This window comes from Spiroplasma endosymbiont of Polydrusus cervinus (assembly GCF_964019755.1).
Lineage (GTDB): Bacteria > Bacillota_I > Bacilli_A > Mycoplasmatales > Mycoplasmataceae > Spiroplasma.
This window is the reverse complement of record NZ_OZ026469.1, coordinates 437,210-461,652: the sequence shown is the minus strand read 5'-3', so window position 1 is coordinate 461,652 and position 24,443 is coordinate 437,210. Positions and strand designations below refer to the sequence as shown.

General features: G+C 28.0%; 18 protein-coding genes and 7 pseudogenes. 13 read left to right on the top strand and 12 right to left on the bottom strand.

Going from position 1 to position 24,443, the window contains the following annotated elements; genetic code table 4:
- Positions 1-184: 184 nt before the first annotated feature.
- Positions 185-781 carry a DDE-type integrase/transposase/recombinase gene (locus AACK78_RS02910; RefSeq protein WP_338956281.1) on the top strand — a complete coding sequence of 199 codons (597 nt, stop codon included), beginning with the start codon at positions 185-187 and terminating at the stop codon, positions 779-781.
- A 91-nt stretch (positions 782-872) separates the two neighbouring features.
- On the opposite strand, the pseudogene AACK78_RS07435 reads toward AACK78_RS02910, so the two are convergent.
- A pseudogene (locus AACK78_RS07435) lies at positions 873-1,344 on the bottom strand (helix-turn-helix domain-containing protein); the annotation flags it as partial.
- An 80-nt stretch (positions 1,345-1,424) separates the two neighbouring features.
- On the opposite strand from AACK78_RS07435, the gene AACK78_RS02895 reads away from it, so the two are divergent.
- Positions 1,425-1,529 (top strand): lipoprotein, encoded by a 105-nt coding sequence (locus AACK78_RS02895; protein WP_338956276.1) that lies wholly within the window; start codon positions 1,425-1,427, stop codon positions 1,527-1,529.
- A 352-nt stretch (positions 1,530-1,881) separates the two neighbouring features.
- Here AACK78_RS02895 and rny read toward each other — a convergent pair whose 3' ends face one another.
- The 3 genes and pseudogenes from rny to AACK78_RS02880 form a co-directional block, all read right to left on the bottom strand.
- The gene (gene rny / locus AACK78_RS02890; RefSeq protein ID WP_338956274.1) at positions 1,882-3,411 is read right to left on the bottom strand and encodes a ribonuclease Y; all 1,530 of its coding nucleotides are present in this window, start codon (positions 3,409-3,411) and stop codon (positions 1,882-1,884) included.
- 212 nt (positions 3,412-3,623) lie between these two features.
- Positions 3,624-5,102, bottom strand: a pseudogene (locus tag AACK78_RS02885) (MATE family efflux transporter); the annotation flags it as partial.
- A gap of 213 nt (positions 5,103-5,315) precedes the next feature.
- A pseudogene (locus AACK78_RS02880) lies at positions 5,316-6,794 on the bottom strand (MATE family efflux transporter); the annotation flags it as partial.
- A gap of 266 nt (positions 6,795-7,060) precedes the next feature.
- Between AACK78_RS02880 and AACK78_RS02875 the strand changes: the two are divergent.
- Positions 7,061-7,386 (top strand): annotated as a pseudogene (locus AACK78_RS02875) (IS30 family transposase); the annotation flags it as partial.
- Positions 7,387-7,561: 175 nt separating this feature from the next.
- On the opposite strand, the gene AACK78_RS02870 reads toward AACK78_RS02875, so the two are convergent.
- Complete coding sequence (locus tag AACK78_RS02870) at positions 7,562-7,687, bottom strand: hypothetical protein (RefSeq protein WP_338956266.1); 126 nt, start codon at positions 7,685-7,687, stop codon at positions 7,562-7,564.
- Positions 7,688-8,156: 469 nt separating this feature from the next.
- On the opposite strand from AACK78_RS02870, the gene AACK78_RS02865 reads away from it, so the two are divergent.
- The 3 genes and pseudogenes from AACK78_RS02865 to AACK78_RS02860 all read left to right on the top strand — a co-directional run bounded on the left by AACK78_RS02865 (position 8,157) and on the right by AACK78_RS02860 (position 9,277).
- The gene (locus AACK78_RS02865; RefSeq protein ID WP_338954581.1) at positions 8,157-8,420 is read left to right on the top strand and encodes a hypothetical protein; all 264 of its coding nucleotides are present in this window, start codon (positions 8,157-8,159) and stop codon (positions 8,418-8,420) included.
- A pseudogene (locus tag AACK78_RS07430) lies at positions 8,387-8,659 on the top strand (hypothetical protein); the annotation flags it as partial. The gene AACK78_RS02865 and the pseudogene AACK78_RS07430, both read left to right, overlap by 34 nt.
- A gap of 21 nt (positions 8,660-8,680) precedes the next feature.
- Positions 8,681-9,277, top strand: a complete 597-nt coding sequence (locus AACK78_RS02860; protein ID WP_338954985.1) for a DDE-type integrase/transposase/recombinase — start codon at positions 8,681-8,683, stop codon at positions 9,275-9,277.
- Between the two features lie 129 nt (positions 9,278-9,406).
- Here AACK78_RS02860 and AACK78_RS02855 read toward each other — a convergent pair whose 3' ends face one another.
- The 4 genes from AACK78_RS02855 to AACK78_RS02840 form a co-directional block, all read right to left on the bottom strand.
- Positions 9,407-9,622, bottom strand: a complete 216-nt coding sequence (locus tag AACK78_RS02855; protein ID WP_338956264.1) for a YneF family protein — start codon at positions 9,620-9,622, stop codon at positions 9,407-9,409.
- A 190-nt stretch (positions 9,623-9,812) separates the two neighbouring features.
- The gene (gene aspS, locus AACK78_RS02850; RefSeq protein ID WP_338956263.1) at positions 9,813-11,546 is read right to left on the bottom strand and encodes an aspartate--tRNA ligase; all 1,734 of its coding nucleotides are present in this window, start codon (positions 11,544-11,546) and stop codon (positions 9,813-9,815) included.
- Positions 11,546-12,805, bottom strand: coding sequence for a histidine--tRNA ligase (gene hisS, locus AACK78_RS02845; protein ID WP_338956261.1), 1,260 nt, complete (start codon positions 12,803-12,805; stop codon positions 11,546-11,548). Before hisS ends, aspS begins: the two co-directional genes overlap by 1 nt.
- A 664-nt stretch (positions 12,806-13,469) precedes the next feature.
- Positions 13,470-13,637: a lipoprotein gene (locus AACK78_RS02840; protein ID WP_338956260.1), complete on the bottom strand. Its 168-nt coding sequence runs from the start codon at positions 13,635-13,637 to the stop codon at positions 13,470-13,472.
- Between the two features lie 36 nt (positions 13,638-13,673).
- Between AACK78_RS02840 and AACK78_RS07425 the strand changes: the two are divergent.
- Both AACK78_RS07425 and ispG read left to right on the top strand, forming a co-directional pair.
- Positions 13,674-14,662 (top strand): annotated as a pseudogene (locus AACK78_RS07425) (IS30 family transposase).
- A gap of 372 nt (positions 14,663-15,034) precedes the next feature.
- Entirely contained in the window at positions 15,035-16,120 is a 1,086-nt protein-coding gene (ispG, locus tag AACK78_RS02820; RefSeq protein WP_338956255.1) for a flavodoxin-dependent (E)-4-hydroxy-3-methylbut-2-enyl-diphosphate synthase, read from the top strand.
- A gap of 226 nt (positions 16,121-16,346) precedes the next feature.
- Here ispG and AACK78_RS02815 read toward each other — a convergent pair whose 3' ends face one another.
- Together AACK78_RS02815 and AACK78_RS02810 are read right to left on the bottom strand one after the other, a co-directional pair.
- Positions 16,347-16,820, bottom strand: coding sequence for a dual specificity protein phosphatase (locus AACK78_RS02815; protein WP_338956253.1), 474 nt, complete (start codon positions 16,818-16,820; stop codon positions 16,347-16,349).
- A gap of 2 nt (positions 16,821-16,822) precedes the next feature.
- Positions 16,823-17,749, bottom strand: coding sequence for a deoxyribonuclease IV (locus tag AACK78_RS02810; protein ID WP_338956252.1), 927 nt, complete (start codon positions 17,747-17,749; stop codon positions 16,823-16,825).
- Between the two features lie 395 nt (positions 17,750-18,144).
- Here AACK78_RS02810 and obgE point away from each other — a divergent pair, with 395 nt between their 5' ends.
- The 5 genes and pseudogenes from obgE to AACK78_RS02790 all read left to right on the top strand — a co-directional run bounded on the left by obgE (position 18,145) and on the right by AACK78_RS02790 (position 21,406).
- On the top strand, positions 18,145-19,449 hold the full coding sequence (gene obgE / locus AACK78_RS02805) for a GTPase ObgE (RefSeq protein ID WP_422396884.1): 1,305 nt from the start codon (positions 18,145-18,147) through the stop codon (positions 19,447-19,449).
- Entirely contained in the window at positions 19,449-20,201 is a 753-nt protein-coding gene (gene nadE / locus AACK78_RS02800; RefSeq protein ID WP_338956249.1) for an NAD(+) synthase, read from the top strand. Before obgE ends, nadE begins: the two co-directional genes overlap by 1 nt.
- An 85-nt stretch (positions 20,202-20,286) precedes the next feature.
- Positions 20,287-20,448, top strand: coding sequence for a hypothetical protein (locus tag AACK78_RS02795; RefSeq protein ID WP_338954708.1), 162 nt, complete (start codon positions 20,287-20,289; stop codon positions 20,446-20,448).
- A gap of 67 nt (positions 20,449-20,515) precedes the next feature.
- A pseudogene (locus AACK78_RS07420) lies at positions 20,516-20,788 on the top strand (hypothetical protein); the annotation flags it as partial.
- A 21-nt stretch (positions 20,789-20,809) separates the two neighbouring features.
- Positions 20,810-21,406, top strand: coding sequence for a DDE-type integrase/transposase/recombinase (locus AACK78_RS02790; protein WP_338954388.1), 597 nt, complete (start codon positions 20,810-20,812; stop codon positions 21,404-21,406).
- A 130-nt stretch (positions 21,407-21,536) separates the two neighbouring features.
- Here AACK78_RS02790 and AACK78_RS02785 read toward each other — a convergent pair whose 3' ends face one another.
- Entirely contained in the window at positions 21,537-24,323 is a 2,787-nt protein-coding gene (locus AACK78_RS02785; RefSeq protein ID WP_422396883.1) for a cation-translocating P-type ATPase, read from the bottom strand.
- Between the last annotated feature and the right edge of the window lie 120 nt (positions 24,324-24,443).

Here is a 24,443-nt window from a genome sequence, read left to right as displayed (position 1 = left end):
TTTAAAGCGTAGTTATTGAGATAAATATAAAAATTATTCAAGTAATGGTAAGGATAGCGAATCATTAAAAAATATTGTAAAAGTCTATGAAGAAAATTTAAAACAATTTGGTTATCGTCGAATTACCAAATATTTAAAATAAGATTATGGCATTGTTTATAATGCTAAGAAAGTATTGCGAATTATGAAAGAAAATAATATTCAAGCTGAATATGTAAAGCGTATGCGTAGAAAAATATTAATAAAACAAAATAGAAATAAAAATATAATTAAATATCCTGATTTAGTAAATCGTAATTTTAATGATATTAAAGAAAGATTTTCAATTTTATTTACTGATGTAACTTATTTAATTTGAAATGGTAAAAAACATTATCAATCAATAATACTTGATGGATATACTAAAGAAATTATTGATGTAAAATGATCAAAATTTAATAATAACAAACTTGTAATTGATAATTTAAATGATGCAATTAATAAAATTAAAAAAATAAAAAAAGATTTAAATAAAATAACAATTCATTCAGATCACGGATATCAATATATATCTAAAGATTATAATAGTAAATGTTTAGATAACAAAATTATAATTTCAATGGGTAAAAATTATCATTGTGCAGACAACATTATTATTGAGAGTTTTCATTCATTACTTAAAAAAGGAACAATCCATAATAAAAATTATAAATCTCATAATGAATATATTAATGATGTTAAAAAATGAAATAAATGATATTCAAACCAAAAAGAAAAATATATAATAAATGAAAGTTTGTAAACCTTTTTATTAATACTTACTAAACAGGGTGCAGTCTAAAGTTAGCAAAGACTTTTTTTCTTTACTTACTCTTTTGGGTGCAGTCTATTTCACGATTATCATTTTGTTCCCCATTTTTTGTTTTTCTTTTTTTATTTTTAAAATATAACATTTCTTTTTTTAAATTAAAATAACCTAATTTAATATATTTATACATTGTTTTAAAACATACACCAAATTTTACATTATATTGTAATTCATACGAAGTAATAATATTTTGTGGCGAACGACCAAAATTATTATATTCATTAGAAAAATTACTTAATTCTTGTGAATTTAACATTGAATATTTACGACATTGTTTTTTATTTTTATCATGTATTTCTTTGTGCTTTTGCAGCATTATAATTATTAATATTATCAAACATATTTAACTCTTGCCAAATAGTTCTATAATTTCTATTCATTTGCTTAGCAATTTTTCGAATATTAATTGTTCCATTTTCCTTTTTAAATAATTCATTATCTTTTAATTTTTCCAAATTTACTCTTTCATTAAAATCTAATCTTTCATATTTTTTCACACTTTATCTCCTAAAATATTTAAAATGTTATAATTTATGTGCAATAATTATAACATTTTAAATATTTTAGGAGATAAAGTGTGAAAAAATTGCTAAGTATTTTAGGAGCAATCGGATTAACAGCAACAAGTACAACATCATTAATTAGTTGCGAAAAACCAAATAATAGTGAAAACGGCGAGTAATAAACCAGAACCCAAACTACAACAACGACCAGTTGGAAGTAATTGAAAGTTAATTGAAGATTGTAAATTACGCGGGATAATTTATTCTTTACTTTTTAATTTCAATATCATTTGCAATCTTATTGACAGTATTAATAACAATATCTTTACCATACTTTTTTTACTAACGACCGCAAAATTAAATATTGCTTTATTTGCATAATTTCAACCTCCTATAATTAACTTAAAAATTAACTCATAAAAAGTTAATTAAATTAATAGTTAACTTTTTATGAGTTGGTATTTACAATTTACAATTTAATATTTTTTGTGATTATTGTTTTTTATTTTTAATTTGTTATAATTTTATTCTTTAAACCACCATTTCTGTTACGCGTAATTCACGAATAACAGTAATCACAATATCTCCTGGAATTACTTTTTCTTTTTTAACTTTTTCCTTAATATCAAGCGCAATTTTATGGGTACGAGCATCATCACTAATAACTGGATTAACAATAATCCGAATTTGACGTCCAGCTTGTAAAACATAAACCGATTGAACTCCGAGTACTGTTTGACAAATTTTTTCCAGCTCATTCATCCGCACAATATAATTTTCAATAGTATTATTACGGCTACCTGGTCGCGCAGCAGATAATGTATCAGCGGCGGAAACTAGAACCGAATACGGATTAGTTGTGGGACCTTCACCATGATGGGAAGCAATCGCATTAATAATGATTGGATGTTCATTACATTTTGTCGCAATTTTAACTCCTAATATCACATGACTTTCTTTCGTTTCAAAATCAACGGCTTTCCCAATATCATGTAATAACCCTGCACGCATTGCCACGGTAGGATCTAATCCTAGTTCACTCGCCATTATTGCGGCTAATTTTGCTACTTCAACAGAATGTAATAAAACATTTTGGCCATAACTAGTTCGATATTTTAAAATTCCAAGGTGTCGAATTAATTCAATATTTAAATTATCAATTGCCAATTCAGCAACAACTTCTTTTCCCGCTTCAAGAATTGTCATTTCAATTTCTTCTTGTTCTAATTTAATTGTTTCTTCAATGCGATTTGGCTGAATACGACCATCAAGCAATAATTTTTCTAAAGTTTTTTTCGCAATTTCCCGACGAATAGGATTAAAAGATGAAATCTGCACAACATTTGGCGTGTCATCAATAATTAAATCAACCCCCGCTGCAATTTCAAATGTTCGAATATTACGACCATCTTTCCCAATAATTCGTCCTTTCATATTATCATTTTCTAAATAAATTGAAGTTATTGTTTTTTCTGCCACAACTTTCACCGCATAACGCTCAATCGCCGTTGTAATAATATTAAGGGCTGTTTCTTTGGCATTAATTTTCACAGTATTTTCAGCATTTTGTAAGAATTCACCAATTTCCTTTTGATAACGATCACTTATTTCTTTAAAAAGAATATCTTTTGCTTCTTCAAGTGAATATCCAGAAATTTTTTCAAGTTGATGAAGATTGCGCTCTACCATTTCTTGATAATAGTTAATCTTTTCTTGCAATTCTTCTTTCTTGCGAAACACTTCTTGCTCTTTACCATTTAATACTTCTTCTAGCTCAACAATTAAACGTTCTCTATTTACTAAGAATTTTTCGGTCTCCAAAAATTCTTCACGTTTGCGAGTTAATTCATCTTTCATTTCTTGTCTAATTTGTGCTGCTTCAACCCGCCCATCGGCTTTAACAACATTAATAATTTTTTTTGCTTTTTCTTCTGCTTGTTTAATTTTTAATTTTGTTTTTTTGTTTAATTTAAATCTAAGATATTTTTCAACTAAATACCCAAGAAAGTAGGAACCTATTGCCACAGCAATGACGATTACTACTCATACGTGTGTATGCATAATTATTTCTCCTTTTGTATACTGTAAAAATAAATCATAAAAAGTTAATGAAATTATAACAAATTAAAAATAAAAAACAATAATCACAAAAAATATTAAATTAAAAACAATATTTTTAATTTAATATTTTTTGTGATTATTGTTTTTTATTTTTAATTTGTTATAATTTCATTAACTTTTTATGATTTATTTTTACAGTATACAATTTACAAATAAACTAAAATTGGAATAATAATCGCCGCTGAAATTAAATCATTTAAACCAATAAAGACATAATAGAAAATTGGATTACCAGTGGCCTGGCTAACCCCATACCCAATTCCAATTAATGGTAAAATAACTAAAATTGAGCGTAAACTACTAGTAAAGGTTGCTAAAAACGAACGATTAATTCCTTGGAATAAAGTTAGCGCAATATATGTTACTGAACAAAACGGATAAGTCATAAAGTTTAAAACAATTCATCAACGATATTTAGTTGCCGTTTCTTCTGGTAAAGCAAATAACATCACCATATCTTTCCCAAAAATAATAAAGAGAACTAACATTAACGAAAATCAAATAATAATTAATAAACTAACGCGTTTTAAAATTTCTCAAATCCGGGCATTCTTTTTCGCCCCATAATTATAAGCAATAATACTGCGGGCCCCTTGCGTTACACCAATTCCCGCTGATAATACTAATGTCATTCATGGCACAATTGAAGAATAAAGTTCTTGTAACACGGTAACCCCATTGTGCTCGCCTTGGTTTGGCAACTGAATAATAAGGGATATTGCAACATACGAAGTAACAACTAAAGCAGCATTATTAATGAAATTTGGTAACCCTGCTTTGGCAAAATTCGCAATATTTTTCCCTTCAATATGAAATAAATCACTTCAATAAAATTTTGAATAACTATTCTTTGTTTTAAAAACAATAATAAATCCTCAAATTACTTGCACTGTTCACGAAAAAACAGTTCCTAACATTGCTCCTGACATTCCAAGATGACAAACTCGCATAAAGAAAATTGCAGTAGCAACATTAATTAATAATGAACTTAAAATCATAATTATTACTCATTTCATTCGGCCTTCACTACGAATTAATGACATAAAATAATAACTTAAAAACAACATTGGGGCCGCTGCTAACATTGGAAATGAATATTCCCAACATAAACTTTCGGTAATTGGATTATAATGTTTACCCATTTGTGAAGTAATAAAAACAGCATTTCATCCTGGAAAGACAATACAAAAAATAACAAATGCTACTAATATTGAAAAAAGAAATGTTACGGAAAAGCCATTCCCAGCAATTCGACGCATCGCTGGAATATCACGTTGCCCATAAGCAATTGAAAAGTTCATTGCACAACCCATTCCAATCATAATACTAAATGATCATTGTAAATTATATGTTTGTGAAGCGTATTGGGTCGCAACATTAATAAATGACCGCATGTCCGCTAATGGTATTTTTGTAACATTAATATTTTTTAAACGATTATATGCATCAATATAAAATTGCTCGTGAATTAAATCCAGTGCCGCAAATGATAAAGCTAAACTTTTATCAACAATATTATATAATCCTTGTATAACCATTATAAAAACTGTGGGAATACAAAAGTACGCTATTGTTTTTCAAGGTTTTTCAAATCGTAATTTTTTTTCACGATTGGTGAAAACTTCTGACAATTTAATTTTCCTCCTTATAAAAAAATAAAAAACCTTATAATATAAAGTAATTTTTAAAACTACATTAATAATCCTCATTTCTAATTATAGCTCAAAAAAATATTTTACGTAGGTTTTTTATTAAAAACTTGGAAATTAATTAGCTAAAGCACTTGCTTTTCCAAAATTTTTATTAACTTTTTATGATTTATTTTTACAGTATACAATTTACAAATAAACTAAAATTGGAATAATAATCGCCGCTGAAATTAAATCATTTAAACCAATAAAGACATAATAGAAAATTGGATTACCAGTGGCCTGGCTAACCCCATACCCAATTCCAATTAATGGTAAAATAACTAAAATTGAGCGTAAACTACTAGTAAAGGTTGCTAAAAACGAACGATTAATTCCTTGGAATAAAGTTAGCGCAATATATGTTACTGAACAAAACGGATAAGTCATAAAGTTTAAAACAATTCATCAACGATATTTAGTTGCCGTTTCTTCTGATAAAGCAAATAACATCACCATATCTTTCCCAAAAATAATAAAGAGAACTAACATTAACGAAAATCAAATAATAATTAATAAACTAACGCGTTTTAAAATTTCTCAAATCCGGGCATTCTTTTTCGCCCCATAATTATAAGCAATAATACTGCGGGCCCCTTGCGTTACACCAATTCCCGCTGATAATACTAATGTCATTCATGGCACAATTGAAGAATAAAGTTCTTGTAACACGGTAACCCCATTGTGCTCGCCTTGGTTTGGCAACTGAATAATAAGGGATATTGCAACATACGAAGTAACAACTAAAGCAGCATTATTAATGAAATTTGGTAACCCTGCTTTGGCAAAATTCGCAATATTTTTCCCTTCAATATGAAATAAATCACTTCAATAAAATTTTGAATAACTATTCTTTGTTTTAAAAACAATAATAAATCCTCAAATTACTTGCACTGTTCACGAAAAAACAGTTCCTAACATTGCTTCTGACATTCCAAGATGACAAACTCGCATAAAGAAAATTGCAGTAGCAACATTAATTAATAATGAACTTAAAATCATAATTATTACTCATTTCATTCGGCCTTCACTACGAATTAATGACATAAAATAATAACTTAAAAACAACATTGGGGCCGCTGCTAACATTGGAAATGAATATTCCCAACATAAACTTTCGGTAATTGGATTATAATGTTTACCCATTTGTGAAGTAATAAAAACAGCATTTCATCCTGGAAAGACAATACAAAAAATAACAAATGCTACTAATATTGAAAAAAGAAATGTTACGGAAAAGCCATTCCCAGCAATTCGACGCATCGCTGGAATATCACGTTGCCCATAAGCAATTGAAAAGTTCATTGCACAACCCATTCCAATCATAATACTAAATGATCATTGTAAATTATATGTTTGTGAAGCGTATTGGGTCGCAACATTAATAAATGACCGCATGTCCGCTAATGGTATTTTTGTAACATTAATATTTTTTAAACGATTATATGCATCAATATAAAATTGCTCGTGAATTAAATCCAGTGCCGCAAATGATAAAGCTAAACTTTTATCAACAATATTATATAATCCTTGTATAACCATTATAAAAACTGTGGGAATACAAAAGTACGCTATTGTTTTTCAAGGTTTTTCAAATCGTAATTTTTTTTCACGATTGGTGAAAACTTCTGACAATTTAATTTTCCTCCTTATAAAAAAATAAAAAACCTTATAATGTAAAGTAATTTTTAAAACTACATTAATAATCCTCATTTCTAATTATAGCTGTAAATTGTAAATACCAAATCATAAAAAGTTAACTATTAATTTAGTTAACTTTTTAAGTTAATTATAGGAGGTTGAAATTATGCAAATAAAGCAATATTTAATTTTGCGGTCGTTAGTAAAAAAGTATGGTAAAGATATTGTTATTAATACTTACTAAACAGGGTGCAGTCTACAATTTAATGAAAATGATTAAACAAATTGGTATTAGTAAATTTAGTTGTATTTTAAAACCGATAGAGGAAAAGAATTTTATAGATGAAAAAGAATAGAAAAACATTTTAAAATAAGAATTTATTTTTGTGATCTTGGTAAACCTCGCCAGAAAGCATTAGTAGAAAGAATAAATAGAGATATAAGGCGTTGATTGGGTCAAAATGAGCCATTAATTAATATTCGTAGTAGATTAAAATCTATTTTAGATATATTAAATACCACAATTAGACCTTGCTTGGAAAATTTTACATCAAGACAATATTTTAAAAAAATTTTTTTAAATTAAATTAGTGTTTGTTAAGATTAGTAAAATTTATTTTTTGTTGTGTTTAATTTTATAATTTTAAAAATAAATATTAAAAACAATATTTTAATTTAATATTTTTTGTGATTATTGTTTTTTATTTTTAATTTGTTATAATTTTATTAACTTTTTATGATTTAGTTTTACAGTATACAATTTAATAAATCTTTATGTTTTTCACAAGTTCATAAAACTCTATTTGATACAAATTCTTCGGTAATGAACGATATTTTTTATAGCAGTTATCAATATCGCAAATTTGTTGTTGCTTATTAATTGCCATTACTTACTCCTTCCTTTATTAAGTTTTTTATTTATTAGCAAATTAATTAACTAAAACAGAGAAAGGACAACACCGTAAAATAGGAGAAAAACAGTTACACTTTGTAAAGATTTCTAAGATTTTTAATAAATGTCTAACACAAATTAAATACGGTAACAAAAATTGTGATAAAAAATTTCTATTTTAAAATTTAAGATGCTGTCCTTTCTCTGAATCAATTAATAATTTTTGTTTTATAAATAAAAAACAACTCTTTTTATTTAACAAGAGTTGTTTTTTGGAGCTTCATCGTACATGATGCCAAACTTAAAAATTAACTTAAAAAAATTAACTAAATTAATAGTTAACTTTAGACTGTATCCAAAAAAGTAAGTAAAGAAAAAAGTCTTTGCTAAACTATAGACTGCACCCAAAAAAGTAAGTAAAGAAAAAAAGTCTTTGCTAAACTTTAGAGGAGGTGCATTTTTATATGGCAAGAAAAGGACAAAAATTTAATAAATATACAGCATATTTTCGAAAAATAATAGTACAAGAGGTTAAAAATAATAGTATAAGTTTTATTGCAAAAAAATATCAAATTAATAAAAAAACTGTTGCTTCATGGTATGAAAATTTTAAGAAAGGAATTTTAAACACCAATAAAGGTCCAAAAGAATCATTTGAAAAAAGAGATTTAAACTATTACAAAGTTAGGTATGAATTACTAAAAAAGCTTCATGACTTTTACAATTAAATAAAAGAAAAATTGTATCTTTTATCAAAGAAAACATTAATAAATATCCACTAAATTTATTACTTGATATAACAGATTTAAAGCGTAGTTATTGAGATAAATATAAAAATTATTCAAGTAATGGTAAGGATAGCGAATCATTAAAAAATATTGTAAAAGTCTATGAAGAAAATTTAAAACAATTTGGTTATCGTCGAATTACCAAATATTTAAAAGAAGATTATGGCATTGTTTATAATGCTAAGAAAGTATTGCGAATTATGAAAGAAAATAATATTCAAGCTGAATATGTAAAGCGTATGCGTAGAAAAATATTAATAAAACAAAATAGAAATAAAAATATAATTAAATATCCTGATTTAGTAAATCGTAATTTTAATGATATTAAAGAAAGATTTTCAATTTTATTTACTGATGTAACTTATTTAATTTGAAATGGTAAAAAACATTATCAATCAACAATACTTGATGGATATACTAAAGAAATTATTGATGTAAAATGATCAAAATTTAATAATAACAAACTTGTAATTGATAATTTAAATGATGCAATTAATAAAATTAAAAAAATAAAAAAAGATCTAAATAAAACAATAATTCATTCAGATCACGGATATCAATATACATCTAAAGATTATAATAGTAAATGTTTAGATAACAAAATTATAATTTCAATGGGTAAAAATTATCATTGTGCAGACAACATTATTATTGAAAGTTTTCATTCATTACTTAAAAAAGGAACAATCCATAATAAAAATTATAAATCTCATAATGAATATATTAATGATGTTAAAAAATGAAATAAATGATATTCAAACCAAAAAGAAAAATATATAATAAATGAAAGTTTGTAAACCTTTTTATTAATACTTACTAAACAGGGTGCAGTCTACTTTTTGTGATTTGGTATTTACAATTTACAGACAAAAATACATCTTAGTTCATTTGTAATGACTAACATGTGTTGTATTATTGGCAATAAGCTATTTTGCTCGTTTCATTGAGTTCATAACTTTTTTAATATCTGCTTCCGAAGGTTTTCTCCCCATTTGCATATACATTGCCCGAATTTGTTTTTCAGTAATTGGGGGATTATCACGCAATTGTTTTTGAACAATCTTTTTAGTAATTAAAAATCCTAAAAACCCACCAATAACAAAAGCACCAATCCCTATAATAAGTCCTCCTCATCAAGGCATTTTTATTGTCCTCCTTTTTCTCGTAATAATTAAGTAATTATTATAATAATTCTTATAATATTTTAACATATTTTTTAAAATAAGTCTTATTTCTCCGTGCTAATTTTAAAACCCGATTAGCCAGAACTCCCCTCCCCTATTTTACTAAAAATCTTAGCGGGTAGCAGGAAACTGCATAATCTGGGTTTTATTATTTTAATTTAAGGCCTAATTCATCCAGTTGTTTTACATCAACTGGACTTGGTGAAGATGTCATTGGGTCAGTTCCCGCGGCATTCTTGGAAAAAGCAATTACATCCCGAATTGACTCACTATTTGTTAAAATCATTGCTAAGCGGTCAATACCAAAGGCAATTCCCCCATGTGGTGGGACACCATAATTAAAAGAATTTAAGAATCAACCAAACTTACTTTCAATTTCGGCTTTTGATAATTGTAAAGATTTAAACATGCGTTCTTGGATTTCACTTTGATGAATTCGAATGCTCCCCCCGCCAATTTCATACCCATTTAAAACAAGATCATAAGCATCAGCTCGTGCAGTGACTAGTTGTTGATCAAAGTTATCTAAAAAGACTGCGATTGGAGCTGTAAAAGGATGATGCGTTGCTTCATAACGTTGTGTTTCATCTGATCATTCATATAATGGCCAATTAACAATTCATAAGAAATGATATTGATTAGGTGGAATTAAATCAAACATTTTCGCTAAGGCAACCCGAACTGCGCCTAAAGCTTGACAAGTAATGGTTTTTTCATCACTGACAAAAAAGAATGTCCCTGCTTGGTTGTTACTTTCCTGTAATAACTTTGTTTTTTCTGCCGCACTAAGAACTTTCGCCAAGGGCCCTTCTCAATTACTATTTTCTTGTTTAACTCATGCTAATCCTTTTGATTTATTTTGTTGGGCAATGCGGGTTAATTCCTCAACTTGTTTTTTTGTTACTAACTGGGGAATAAAAATTCCTTTTAGACTCATTCCTTCTTTTAAAGCAGTGGCAAAGATTGTAAAAGTAGTTTTATTAAAAATGGCACTAGCCTCAAATAATTTTAAATCATAACGAGTATCGGGTTTATCAGTCCCATATGTTTCAATTGCAACATCATAATCCATTTGGATAAATGGCGTTTTAATATTAACTTGCATTACATCATGCATAATTGTTTTAAATAATGTTTCTACTAACTTAATAATATCGTCTCGCTCAACAAAACTCATTTCTAAGTCTAATTGGGTAAACTCTGGTTGACGATCACTTCGTAAATCTTCATCACGAAAACATTTGGCAATTTGAAAATATTGGTCAAAGCCAGCTAACATTAATAATTGTTTAAATAATTGCGGTGATTGCGGTAAAGCATAAAAATTATGTTGATTTAATCTTGATGGTACTAAAAAATCACGAGCCCCTTCTGGCGTTGATTTATTTAAGATTGGTGTTTCAATATCAATAAATTTCTGGGCTTGTAAAAATTGGCGAATGGTTTGAATTAATTGATTACGTAGCATAATTTTTTGTTGCATTATTGGTCGGCGTAAATCTAAGTAACGATACTTCATACGAACATCTTCTAAAGCATCAGTAACATCATTAATAATTAATGGTGGCGTTTGTGCTTTTGATAAAATGGTAATATTATTCGCAACGATTTCAATTGCTCCCGTTGGTAATTCAGGGTTTTTACTTTTACGTTCAATAACAACCCCTTCCACACTAATAACAAATTCATTACGAATGGTATTAATCATTTCATATTGTTGGTGCTCTGGATGAACAACAATTTGGGTAATCCCCTCACGATCACGTAAATCCAAGAAAATAATGCCACCTAAGCGCCGATTCTTCGCTACTCAACCAGTTAAAATTACTTTCTTTTTAACATCTTGTAATGTTAATTCTCCGCAGGTATGTGTTCTTTTCATTATTTATTCTCCTTATTTAAAAAGGCAATAATTTTTTCAAATTTAACTTTTTGTTCTTTGCCAGTTTTTTGATTTTTAATCTTAATAACATTTTTTTTCAATTCTTCATCACCAATAATAATTGCATGTTTTGCTTTTAATAACCGCTTTAAAGATTTAAACTGTGCTTTAACACTGCGTGCTAAATAATCGCAATCCACACGTAAACCACTAGCACGTAACATTAATAAAAGAGAAACTACGAAATGACGCGCATGATCTGATAAACAAATTAAATAAGCATCAAGATACGGTTCATCAGCCAAAGTAATGTTCTGTTCTGATAATGCTAACAATAAGCGTTCTAAACCTACGGCAAACCCAACAGCGGGATAATCCAAACTTGGTTCAAAGGTATGAACCAATTGATCATATCTTCCCCCGCCTAATAAGGTTAGTTCTCGTTCTTGTTTATCAATAACAATTTCAAAAACAACCCCTGTATAATAATCTAATCCGCGAACTAGTTTATAATCTAAAGCAAAAGGGACTTCTAATTTTGTTAAAAAACTTTGTAAGGTTTTAAATTCATTATTTTCTTCTTCTGTTAAATAATCATAAATTTTAGGCGCTGTATCAAATTTATTTTGGTCAATCTTACAATCCAAGACACGTAAAGGATTCTTTTTAACACGAATTTGACAATCAGCACATAATTCTTGTTGTTGGAAGAAAGCTGTTAAAACAGCAAGATATTTTGTTCGCGCAGCACCAACGGTTAAATAATTTAATTTTAAGGTTAAATAATTTAATCCAATTGTTTTTAAAAGTGTATACCCAAGTAAAATCACTTCAACATCTAATAAATAGTTCTTTGTCCCAACAACTTCAACACCAAACTGATTAAATTGACGTAAACGGCCATGTTGTGGTCGTTCATAACGAAACATATTGCCAAGATAAAATAATTTTAATGGTAATTCATATTTCCCATATAATTTATCTTCAATAATACTACGAATTACGGGGACTGTTCCTTCTGGTCGTAAAACAAATTCTCGTTCTTTTTTGTCTAATAACTCAAACATTTCTTTACTAACAATATCTGTTTCAGCTCCGACCGAACGAACAAATAAATCTTTCGCTTCAAAAATTGGCGTTCTAATTTCATGATAATTATATTGCATCGCAAGACTACGCAGCATTAATTCTAAGGCGCTTAATTCTCTTGCTTTTTCATAATAGATGTCTTCGGTTCCACGTGGTTTTTGAATATTCATAACTAACTTCCCTTCTAAATAAAAAACTAAAAGAATGCTTAGGAACGAAAAATCGCGGTGCCATCCTATTTAATTATCTTTTAGTTAATGCGCTTTATTGTCAAAATCTATTAAATTTTATCATAATATTGTCAAAAAACTTTAAAATTATAATAGTTTCCATCAGCCACTATTTCTCTGTTAAATTATTGTTACAATAATTTCTTTCAATTAAAATTATACCTATTTTTTAAGAAAAGTAAAATAAATTAACCATTTTTAACTTATTTAAAAATTAAAAATACTATGAACTAGGTAGTAAGAAAAAAGTTTAGGTTTTATAAAAAGGCATTGTGTAGATACAAGCTCTAAATTTGTATCTCTTATTAAATTAATAATAACATTATTTAAAATAAATGCAACCATTTTTTCAAAAAAAATATTTACAATTTACAAAATGTAAATTGTAAATACCAAATCATAAAAAGTTAACTATTAATTTAGTTAACTTTTTAAGTTAATTATAGGGGGTTGAAATTATGCAAATAAAGCAATATTTAATTTTGCGGTCGTTAGTGAAAAAGTATGGTAAAGATATTGGTATTAATACTGTCAATAAGATTGCAAATGATATTGAAATTAAAAAGTAAAGAATAAATTATCCTGCGTAATTTACAATCTTCAATTAACTTTCAATTACTTCCAACTGGTGGTTGTTGTGGTTTGGGTTCTGGTTTATTACCCCCCCGTTTTCACTATTATTTGGTTTTTCGCAACTAATTAATGATGTTGTACTTGTTGCTTTTAATCCGATTGCTCCTAAAATATTTAAAATGTTATAATTTATGTGCAATAATTATAACATTTTAAATATTTTAGGAGGTAAAGTGTGAAAAAATATGAAAGATTAGATTTTAATGAAAGAGTAAATTTGGAAAAATTAAAAGATAATGAATTATTTAAAAAGGAAAATGGAACAATTAATATTCGAAAAATTGCTAAGCAAATGAATAGAGATTATAGAACTATTTGGCAAGAGTTAAATATGTTTTGATAATATTAATGATTATAATGCTGCAAAAGTATAAAAAATACATGATAAAAATAAAAAACAATGTCGTAAATATTCAATGTTAAATTCACAAGAATTAAGTCATTTTTCTAATGAATATAATAATTTTGGTCATTCGCCACAAAATATTATTACTTCGTATGAATTACAATATACTGTAAAATTTGGTGTATGTTTTAAAACAATGTATAAATATATTAAATTAGGTTATTTTAATTTAAAAAAAGAAATGTTATTTTTTAAAAATAAAAAAAGACAAACAAAAAAATGGGGAACAAAATGATAATTGTGGAAAATTACTTAATATTAGAGATTATAAGCAATTTTTAAATGATTATGGAAATGATTTAAGTTTTAGTGGAATTTGATAAATGAATATTCTTGATTATGGTAATTTTTATTTGTTAGTTTTAGTAAATCGTAAATCAAAAATACTTTTTTATCATATTTTATTTAGTAAAAAGGCAAGTATTGTATTAACAATTTTAATGAAAATGATTAAACAAATTGGTATTAGTAAATTTAGTTGTATTTTAACCGATAGAGGAAACGAATTTTATAGATGAAAAACAATAGAAAAACATTTTCAAATAAGAGTTTATTTTTGTGATCCTGGTAAACCTCGCCAGAAAGCATTAGTAGAAAGAATAAATAGAGATATAAAGCGTTGATTGGGTCAAAATAAGCCATTAATTAATATTCGCAGTAGATTAAAATCTATTTTAGATATATTAAATACCACAATTAGACCTTGCTTGGAAAATTTTACATCAAGACAATATTTTAAAAAAATTTTTTTAAGTTAAATTAGTGTTTGTTAAGATTAGTAAAATTTATTTTTTGTTGTGTTTAATTTTATAATTTTAAAAATAAATATTAAAAACAATATTTTTAATTTAATATTTTTTGTAATTATTGTTTTTTATTTTTAATTTGTTATAATTTTACTAACTTTTTATGATTTAGTTTTACAGTATACACAAATTTAGAAAAACTAATTTAAGTCTTGAACTTATTTGCTTTTAGTCGTATGATTATTTTGAAATTATTTTAAAATAAGGCAATAATTATATGTAATGTATCAAAGCATGGACCCTTTAGTATATTGGGGAGTTGAAACTTCCCAACCGTTCACTATGCCACAGCAAAAAGATTAAAAAGATAAGGACGTGCAAAATATGAATAAACGAAGTAATACGCGAAAAGTAATGGTCGGTAATGTCCAAATCGGTGGTCAAAATAAAGTTGTCATTCAATCAATGACTAATACCAAAACCCACGATATTGAAGCAACTTTAAAGCAAATTAACCAATTATACCAAGAAGGTTGTGAACTTGTTCGAATTGCTGTTTTAGGAAAAGATGATGCAGCAGCATTAAAAACAATCGTTGAACGCTCGCCTTGTCCTTTAGTGGCGGATATTCATTTTAATTATGAGTTTGCTTTGATTGCAGCTGATGCTGGAATTAGTAAAATTAGAATTAATCCCGGTAACATTGGTAGTATTGAAAATACTAAAAAAGTTGTGGCAAAATGTCATGAAAAAAAAATCCCAATTCGAATTGGGATTAACTCTGGTAGTTTACCATTGGATCTTGTTAATCAATATGGTTGAACACCTAAAGCAATGATTGAAAGTGCACGACGACACATTGAAATTTTAGAAAATCTTGGTTTTTATGACATTATTCTATCATTAAAAGCAACTGAACCAATAATGGCGATCGAAGCTTATACCTTAGCTAGTCAAGAATGAAATTATCCTCTTCACTTGGGAATTACAGAAGCTGGAAGTCATCACCGGGGAACAATTAAATCATGTAGTGGTTTATCACCGCTTCTCTTTAATAGCATTGGTGATACAATTCGTATTAGTTTATCAACTGATCCTGTTGCCGAAGTTGAAGTTGCCAAACGAATGTTAAATTCATTAGGGCTATATGATAATATTGTTGATGTTATTGCTTGCCCAACTTGTGGACGATTAGAATATGAACTTTTTCTAGTTGTTAAAGAATTAGAAGAATATACTAAAGATATGAAAATTCCATTGAAAATTGCCATCTTAGGTTGTGTTGTTAACGGACCTGGAGAAGCTAAACAAGCTGATTTAGGGATTGCTGGGGGGAAAAATGGTGGTATTATCTTTAAAAAAGGTAAAATTTATAAATCATGTAAACAAGAGGACCTTGTCCCGGAATTAAAAATATTAATTAATGAATATTATCGAGAATGACAAGAAAAAAAGCAGGAACAATCATAATAAAACTTTTTATGATTTAGTTTTACAATATACAAGGTAAATAATATGAATATGTGTTGCCCTGCTAAAAACCATGATTGTTTTTCGTGTCGTACTTCTAAGTAAGTCAAAAGTTGGATGCCGTTCTTGTTTAATTTGTATTTCTTGTACAGATTGTGTTAATAAAAAATGTGAGTGTTGTAAAAATAAACGTTAATTAAAAAAACTAGGTAACTACCTAGTTTTTTTAATTTGAAATTAAATGACTGTAGGGAAATTCATTTAGTAAAAAATCAAATCAACCTGGATTTGGATTTATATACGGATAAATTCGTTCAAATTGCTCTAAAGAACTATCAAAATCATCATTATTAATATACCCTTTGGCAACTAAATACATAAAAACAATTGAGGCACTCCGATTAACTCCTCAAATACAATGCACATAAATTTTTTTATTTTTAATATTATTATCAATAATCTTGAATGCTTGAATGACAACATTAACATCTAATTCATGTAATATTGGATAATCTTTAAAATTAAAATAAACATGCTCATAATCAGTTCACAAATATTCTTGATTATCATCTTTAATTTTATTTTTTTGAATTTGTTCCCGATAAATTTCCTCAGCACAACTCACTACTAACTTCGCATCTTTTGGAATACTATGACGATCACCCAGATACAAATTATCGATAATTTTTTTTGCGGACATTTTTATTCTCCTAAATCTACTTTTCTTTTCCCATTTTGGTGAAACGGTTCAGTAAAATGCTTTGCTTTAATCATAGTAATTTCATCCTTATAAGGTGGGAATGCATAATTTTTTTCATCGACATATGGGGTTTCTAAAATTTTAACCATTCCATCTAATTTGGGATGATAAATTATTTTTAAAAGGGTATCAAAACCTAAGTAACCATAACCAATGTTTTCATGCCGGTCCTTATGTGCATCTAATGGATTTTTACTATCATTAATATGCAAACATAATAACCGATTTAACCCAATTAATTGGTCAAATTCTATAATAATATCATCTAAAGCTTCTGTCAAACGATAACCAGCATCATGTATATGGCAAGTATCTCAACACACTCCTAATTTATCATTTAATTTAACATTATCAATAATATACTTTAATTGGGTAAAATTAGTTCCTAATTCGCTTCCTTTCCCAGCCATCGTCTCTAAAGCAATTTTTGCTTTTTGATCAGGAATTAAAACTAAATTTAATCCTTCAATAATACGATCTAGTCCAACTTGTTCAGGAGCCCCAACAGCGCTCCCAGGGTGTAAGACAATTGTTTTAACCCCAATTTCATCAGCCTGGGTAATTTCTTTTTTTAAAAATTCAACAGCAATTTCAAAAGTACTAGGATTAGTCGTATTAGCTAAATTAATAATATAGGGAGCATGAATAATGACATTATTAATATCAAACTTGTGCTCCTTTAATTGTTGATAAAATTCTGGAATAAAAAACTGCTCGCTACTAACCCGAATCGTATTTTGTGGTGGTCCGGTATAAATCATCATCGCATTAGCCTTATTATTTAAACTTTCATTTAAAGCCCCCAATAAATATTTCTGCTGCTTATTCATGCTAACATGACTACCAATAATTAAATTATAACCTTTCATCCTTAAGTCACTCTTTCTTTCTAATCAATTTTATAATATCATATATAAGATAAGAAAAAATAATTTATTCTTTGGGAAAGGATTAATATGGCGTCCTGTACGATGAACCGGCAAAAAACAATTCTTGTGAGATTGTTTTTTGCCGGTTCATCGTACAGGACGCCATAACTTTTTATGATTTAGTTTTACAGTATACAAAATTCCTTAAATTTTGATATAATATAATATGTCAAAATATAAGAATTATTTGAAAATTAATAAAAAAACTATTCTTAATGTTGTTCATTCTAGATTTAATGGTGATGAACAAGGCAATGTTTGCTTAAAATTAATTCTTGAATAGGATTTTAATTGTAAAGGATAATAATGATAACATAGTTAGAAAAGGATATATGATGAAGTTTATTGATGTTGCAACAATTAAGTTATTTGCAGGAAAAGGTGGCAATGGGGCCGTTGCTTTTCATCGTGAATTGTATGTCCCAAAAGGTGGTCCTTCTGGTGGCGATGGTGGTAATGGCGGCAACATTATTTTCGTTGGTGAAGAAGGAATGAATACCTTATTAGATTTAAAATATCAACGTGAAATTAAAGCTGCTGATGGTGAAAATGGAACAATTAAAAATATGCATGGTAAAAATGCTTCTAATAAATATATTAGAGTCCCATTGGGTACTTTAATATATAATAATCAAACAAATGAAATTATTGCTGATATTACAACTAATCAACAAAAACATGTCTTAGCGAAAGGTGGTCAAGGAGGGCGGGGAAATGCTCGCTTTGCAAATGCAAAAAATAAAGCACCAACAATCTTTGAAGCAGGTGATTTAGGTGAAACAGTGGAGATTCGTTGTGAATTAAAAGTTTTAGCTGATGTTGGTTTAGTTGGTTTACCAAATGCGGGGAAATCAACTTTATTAGCAAAAATTTCCAAAGCAAAACCACAAATTGCTAATTATCCATTTACAACATTAACCCCACAGTTAGGGGTTGCTCGGGACCAAAAACAACATACTTTTGTTGTGGCTGATTTACCAGGTTTAATTGCTAGGGCTGCTGCCGGGAAGGGGTTAGGGCATGATTTTTTACGCCATATTGAACGTTGTAAATTAATTGTCCATGTGCTAGATATGTCCGGAAATTATGGAACCGAAGATGTTTATCAAAATTATTTAAGTGTTAAAACCGAATTAAAAAATTATAATTATAAATTAGAATTACGACCAGAGATTATTGTGGCAAATAAAATGGATCTTGAAATGGAAACCAAAAATTTAGTTAAGTTTAAAGCGCAAATGCCAGCTGCTAAAATTATTGAAGTTAGTAGTTTAATGCAACAAAATTTATCGTTGTTAGTAAACAAAATTGGCACAATGCTGACAAAAATTAAAGATAATAAAGCATTATGGCAATTAGATGAACCATTAGTTGAAACAGAGGACTATAAAGTATATACTTATAACAATCCACTTGAAACAGAAGTTGAAGTTATTAATCTTGGAAATGGGGTTTGAAAAGTATCAGGGGATGCTGTTTATAAAGCCTATCATAAAACGCCAATTACAACTTATGATAACTTATTATTATTTAATAAAAAATTACAAGATTTAAAAGTTTTTGAAATATTACGGGCAAAAGGGGCCAAAGCAGGAGATGCTGTTTGGATTTTTGATTACGAATTAGAATGGGATGGATAATGATGCAAGATTTAAAGCAATATTTAAGTTATTTAGTAAAATGAATTAAAACAGAAGTAACAAAAGCCCAATGTGAGGGGGTTATTGTTGGCTTATCAGGAGGGATTGATTCTGCTGTTGTTAGTTTATTAGCGCAGCAAGCTTTTCCTGACCATCATTTAACAGTTATGATACCTTGTCATTCTGACCAATTTGATCAAGAATGTGCCCAACTATTAATTAATCATTACCAATTAAATAGTCATATTGTTGATTTAACATCGACTTATGATATTTTAGTGGCATCTTTAGGTTTTGAAAGCCATCAGTTGGCATTAAGCAATATTAAACCACGATTGCGAATGACAACATTATATGCATTAGCGCAAAGTCATAATTATATGGTATTAGGAACCGATAATGCCGATGAATGATTTGTAGGATATTTTACGAAATATGGGGATGGTGCGGCTGACTTAGTTCCGATTATTCATTTATTAAAATCAGAAGTGCAACAAGCAGCGCAATTATTAGGAGTGCCATCTCAAATTATTACCCGTCCACCAACAGCCGGATTGTGAGCTAATCAAACCGATGAAAAAGAAATGGGAATTACATACCAACAATTAGACCATTTTTTACAAGAAAAAGCCGTTCCGGGGTCTATTGGTCAAAGAATTAAACAATTACATCAAAGATCTGAACACAAACGCCATTTGCCAAAAGCACCGCCATCTGTTTTTAGTTTGTTAATATCTGGTATCAAAGATTAAAAAAGTTTTACAATTTAGACTGCACCCAAAAAAGTAAGTAAAGAAAAAAAGTCTTTGCTAAACTTTAAAGGAGGTGCATTTTTATATGGCAAGAAAAGGACAAAAATTTAATAAATATACAGCATATTTTCGAAAAATGATAGTACACGAGGTTAAAAATAATAGTATAAGTTTTATTGCAAAAAAATATCAAATTAATAAAAAACTGTTGCTTCATGGTATGAAAATTTTAAGAAAGGAATTTTAAACACCAATAAAGGTCCAAAAGAATCATTTGAAAAAAGAGATTTAAACTATTACAAAGTTAGGTATAAATTACTAAAAAAGCTTCATGACTTTTACAATTAAATAAAAGAAAAATTGTATCTTTTATCAAAGAAAACATTAATAAATATCCACTAAATTTATTACTTGATATAACAGATTTAAAGCGTAGTTATTGAGATAAATATAAAAATTATTCAAGTAATGGTAAGGATAGCGAATCATTAAAAAATATTATAAAAGTCTATGAAGAAAATTTAAAACAAGTTGGTTATCGTCGAATTACCAAATATTTAAAAGAAGATTATGGCATTGTTTATAATGCTAAGAAAGTATTGCGAATTATGAAAGAAAATAATATTCAAGCTGAATATGTAAAGCGTATGCGTAGAAAAATATTAATAAAACAAAATAGAAATAAAAATATAATTAAATATCCTGATTTAGTAAATCGTAATTTTAATGATATTAAAGAAAGATTTTCAATTTTATTTACTGATGTAACTTATTTAATTTGAAATGGTAAAAAACATTATCAATCAACAATACTTGATGGATATACTAAAGAAATTATTGATGTAAAATGATCAAAATTTAATAATAACAAACTTGTAATTGATAATTTAAATGATGCAATTAATAAAATTAAAAAAATAAAAAAAGATTTAAATAAAATAATAATTCATTCAGATCACGGATATCAATATACATCTAAAGATTACAATAGTAAATGTTTAGATAACAAAATTATAATTTCAATGGGTAAAAATTATCATTGTGCAGACAACATTATTATTGAAAGTTTTCATTCATTACTTAAAAAAGGAACAATCCATAATAAAAATTATAAATCTCATAATGAATATATTAATGATGTTAAAAAATGAAATAAATGATATTCAAACCAAAAAGAAAAATATATAATAAATGAAAGTTTGTAAACCTTTTTATTAATACTTACTAAACAGGGTGCAGTCTAATTTTAGCATTGTAAAACTTTTTTTGTAAATTGTAAATACCAAATCATAAAAATTTAACTAAATTAATAGTTAAATTTTTATGATTTGGTATTTACAATTTACAAACCCCATGATGTCATCAAAAATGACAAGCATCAGTTATGATAATTATTGTCACTGGAATCATAGCCATTGCTAAACACGATGGAACAAAATATCAGTTGCTTAAATTATAGACTTCTAAATCATTTAAATTTAAGACCTTATTATTAATTCAAGGAATAAACAAAATAATGATATTTAAGAAAACAGCTCCCACGGCAGCGTAAATTAATGGGCGATTAATAATTGGCGTAAAGTGTGATTTTATTTTTCAATTAGTTAAAGTAACCGTATTCACAAACATACTTGGAGCACAAGTTAGAGCAATGAAAATTCCGGTACGACCAAAGTCAGAAATTTGTAATTTCATCTCAATCGTAATGTTTGGATCACTACTTCGTAAAAAATCAAAAACTGTTTGATAACCAAAAGCTTCATATTCTTCCGCTGCGACAAAACTCATTCCAAAATAATAAGCCCCAATACAAACTCCGGCTGTTAAGAGGGTAATCCGAATTATTGGTCCTCAAATATTCCGAAATAAAGGATTCTTCCCTTGCACCGGTTTAATTGTCATTAAAGTATTATCATTATCGGCCATCCCGATACAAATTGCTAAAATTGATTCAATAACTAAATTCATTCATAAAATATCGGTTGCTTCAACTGATGAAACATGATTAATTAACGATAAAATAAAAATTGATAACACATTTGCTAAGTTAACCCCAATAACAAAAGTAATGGCGCGCCGAATTTTTTGGTAAACATTACGGCCTTCATTAACCCCTTTAATAATTGTTTCAAAATTATCATCGGTTAAAATAACATCTGCTGCTTGCTTTGCAACATCCGTCCCCGTAATTCCCATTGCGACCCCAATATCCGCTTTGACTAAACTTGGAGCATCATTAACCCCATCGCCGGTCATTGAGACAAGATAACCTTTTTGTTGTAAAATGCTAACAATCCGCACCTTATGTTCTGGATTAACGCGGGCAAACACTTTAATATTATCGACAATCCGAATCAATTGTTCATCTGACATTTCATTTAATTGTTCTGAAGAAATTACTTCATATTCCGAATATGCTAAATCTAATTCCTTGGCAATTGCTAAAGCCGTTGTGGCATGATCACCAGTAATCATAACAACTTGAATTCCGGACGCATGGGCTTTTTTTACCGCTTCAATTGCTGATTGCCGCACAGGATCAATCATTCCAACAGCTCCTAAAAAAATTAAATTTGTTTCTAAAGCTTCTGAATCTTGTTCATCATCAAAATTAGTATTGTAAGCAAAGGCTAATACTCGTAATGCTTGGGCTGATAAATCATCAGCTAATTTTAATAATTCAGCTTTATCTTTTTTGGTTAAGGTTAAAATTTCATTTTTAATCATAATCCGGTCACAGTGCTCTAATAAACTGTCTAAAGCCCCTTTGGTAAAAGTTGTACTAACCCCTTCAATAACATTTAATGTTGACATTAGTTTTCGTTCTGAATCAAAAGGAACCTCATCAATTCGTTCTCATTTATCACGAGAATCTTGTTCATCATAAGCAAATAATTCAGCATAATCCACTAATGCTAATTCGGTTGGATCACCAATCCGTTCTTTATCCTCCGTAACACTATCATTACACAACACTAATGCTTTTAAAAATAAATCCTGGTGCTGATCAAGATGACTACTAATGTACTGATCAGCATTAATCACATTATTATTCATAATTACTTTTTTAACAGTCATCTTATTTTGTGTTAAAGTTCCCGTCTTATCAGTACAAATAACATTTACACTTCCTAGTGTTTCCATACTAGATAGTTTTTTTACAATCACATTTTGCTTCGCCATTCGTTTCGTTGAAAACGATAAAGTAATGGAAACAACAGCTGCTAATGATTCTGGAATAACACCAATTGCTAAAGTAATCGCAACCATTAAATAACTAGTTCAACCATTCTTATCACCATTAAAGTATAATGCTAAAAAGATAACAATAGCAATAATAAAACTTAATCCCGCAATTCAATATGAAAACTTTGTTAGTTTTTTTTCTAAATTAGTTGCTGTTTCTTCTGTTTCATTAATTGTTGTGGCAATTTTACCAATCTCAGTTTGTTGGCCAACCTTAATCACAACACCAATAGCACGACCAGCAGTAATAAAAGTTGACATAAAAGCAATGTTTTTCATTTCGGCTAAAATTGTTGTTGGTTCAATTGGGAAAGCCGTTTTATGAACAGGAATACTTTCACCAGTTAAAATTGCTTCATCAATAAAAACATCCGATTGTTCAATAATTCGTAACTCCGCTGGAACATATTTTCCGGATTCTAAAATAACAATATCACCGACTGTTAATTCATGCGCTGGAATTTCTTGTTGTGCATCATTCCGAATGACAACCGTTTTGGGCTTTGATAGTGACTTTAAAACGGCCATTGATTTTCGTGCTTTTACAGTTTGTATTGTTTCTAAAATTGCATCAAGAATAACAATTGCTGCAATCACCGAAAAATCAATAAAATATTCCCCTTTAATTTGTCAGTTATTACCAATCATAGGAGCAATAACTGAAATTACCGCAGCAACAATTAAAATTAATTGAATTGGTTCAATTAATGCTTTTCCAAAGATAACATATCATGGTGTTACTTTACTTTTTGGTAATTCATTTTTACCATATTGTTTTTGCCGCACGATTACTTCTTTAGAAGTTAAGCCAGTTTCAAAATTAGTGTTTAAAAACGGTTCTAAGTTACTATTACTTTGGGATATATATTCTTGCATCATTAATGACCTTTCCATTCTTTTGTTTTGTTAATTATTATACCTTAAAAATATTATTTTATAACAGTTATTTTTTAGTTAGGCATCATGTACGATGAAGCCTTTTTATGATTTAGTTTT